The sequence below is a fragment of the Microcystis sp. M49636_WE2 genome (genome assembly GCF_030065375.1).
GTDB lineage: Bacteria > Cyanobacteriota > Cyanobacteriia > Cyanobacteriales > Microcystaceae > Microcystis > Microcystis aeruginosa_C.
The window spans coordinates 1-2,004 of the sequence record NZ_JASJFG010000778.1 but is presented as its reverse complement, the minus strand read 5'-3'; the positions used below and the strand labels follow the sequence as shown (position 1 = coordinate 2,004).

General features: G+C 44.2%; 2 protein-coding genes. One reads left to right on the top strand and one right to left on the bottom strand.

Going from position 1 to position 2,004, the window contains the following annotated elements:
• The coding region (locus PX484_RS17870) for a DegT/DnrJ/EryC1/StrS family aminotransferase (RefSeq protein ID WP_288104978.1) at window positions 1-1,071 on the bottom strand (1,071 nt) is incomplete at its 3' end.
• Between the two features lie 228 nt (window positions 1,072-1,299).
• On the opposite strand from PX484_RS17870, the gene PX484_RS17865 reads away from it, so the two are divergent.
• Window positions 1,300-2,004 (top strand): ABC transporter permease (locus PX484_RS17865; RefSeq protein ID WP_288104976.1); only part of this gene is annotated, 705 nt, incomplete at its 3' end.

The following is a 2,004-nucleotide window of genomic DNA, read 5'->3' as shown; positions in this document are numbered from 1 at the left end:
TTGTTGTTCCTCGCAGCTTAAATCGGGGAACATAGGCAAAGATAACACTTTTTCACTGGCCAATTCAGCCATGGGTAAATCACCTTTTTTATAGCCTAAATACTGATAAACCGGCTGTAAATGTAGGGGAATCGGATAATACACCATCGATAGGACATCTTTTTCCTGCAAAGCCGCCCGCATTTGGTCACGATTTTCCGTTAGGATTGTGTACTGATTCCAAACGTGCTTACCCCCGGCTAAAGCGGCGGGTAAAGTGATATTAGGCAAAGGTTGCAGTAATTCCCGATAACGTTGGGCAATCTCGATCCGTTGATTATTCCAAAAATCGAGATATTTCAGCTTAATTTGCAAAATAACCGCTTGAATGGCATCTAAGCGGCTATTCACCCCAATTACCTCATGGAGATAACGCACCTTGCTGCCGTGTTCTTTAATCATGCGAATTTGTGCCGCTAACTCGGGGTTATTGGTGGTAATTGCGCCACCATCGCCACAACCGCCTAAATTTTTGGTGGGAAAGAAGCTAAAACAGCCAATATCGCCGATACTCCCCACTTTCTGCCCATGCCATTCTGCTCCCGTTGCCTGAGCGCAATCCTCAATCACCAATAAATTATGGGAACGAGCGAAATTTACCACCTCAGACATATTGACAGATTGCCCAAAAAGGTGTACGGGGATAATCGCCTTAGTTTGGGGAGTAAGCGCTTTTTCCAACAGTGCCACATCGAGGTTAAAAGTATTAATATCGATATCGACAAAAACTGGCACTGCTCCGACTAAATTAATCGCTTCGGCGGTGGCAATAAACGAAAAAGTAGAAGTGATTACTTCATCCCCCGCTTGAATACCGAGGGCGCGTAGTGCCAGATAAAGGGCATCGGTCCCCGAATTACAGGCAACACAATCGCTAACACCATGATAGAGGGCAAATTGTCGTTCTAATTCGCTCACAGCTTCGCCACCAATATAGCGCCCAGAACGGAGGATTTCTAAAACGGCATGGTTAGCTTCTTCGCTGATGACTTGGTATTGACGGGATAAATCGACGGGGGGAATTGTACTCACGCGCTTTCACTCAAATTAGAGACTAATCGGGATTTGTCGGCGAAAAGAAGGAATAACGAAGGCAGGAGGCAGGAGGCAGTTTTTGTAACGGGGCATAAATTCCCTTTACAAAAACTTTTCGCCTTAAGGCGAGGTTTTAGAGCCGATTTTTTTGATAATTGGTCAAAAATAATTATAAACTTGCTATTTATAGATGAACTATCGTTGTAATTTGTTTCTTTTATTTTTATGGATGGATTAGTAGAACTAAATCTGGTGGATTTGGGTTGGGCTTTGGGGATGATGGGTATTTGTTTACTCCTCTCCCGTTGGTCAAATTTAGCCCTAGAGGGCCAATTATTATTAGCGACTGGTCGCTCGATCCTGCAATTATTAGTGGTAGGCTACGTTATCGCCGTTATTTTTTCCCTTGATAATCCTCTGGCAGTGCTGGGGATTTTGGCAGTAATGATGACTATCGCGACTATTGTTGCTAAAAATCGCATTGATAGCCGGGATAAAGCCCTATTACCGCTAGTTTTCGGCTCTTTATTAATTAGTAGCTGTCTAACTTTAGGTTATGCGATCGCTTTAATCATTCAACCAGAACAATGGTACTCACCCCAATACTTGATTCCCTTGACGGGGATGGTGTTAGGGCAAGCGATGAACAGTGCCTCTTTAGCCGGGGAAAGATTAAGCAGTGCCATTAAAAGTCACCGTTTGGAAATCGAAACCCATCTTTGTTTAGGGGCAACCCCTCAACAAGCGATCGCAGCTTATCAAAAAGAAGCGATTCGAGCTAGTTTAATCCCCACCCTCAATCAGATGATGGTGGTGGGTTTAGTCAGTTTACCCGGAATGTTCACCGGACAGGTATTGGCAGGAAGTGAACCTTTAAACGCCGCTTCCTACCAGATACTGATCCTGTTTATGATTGCCCTAGCTAACCTA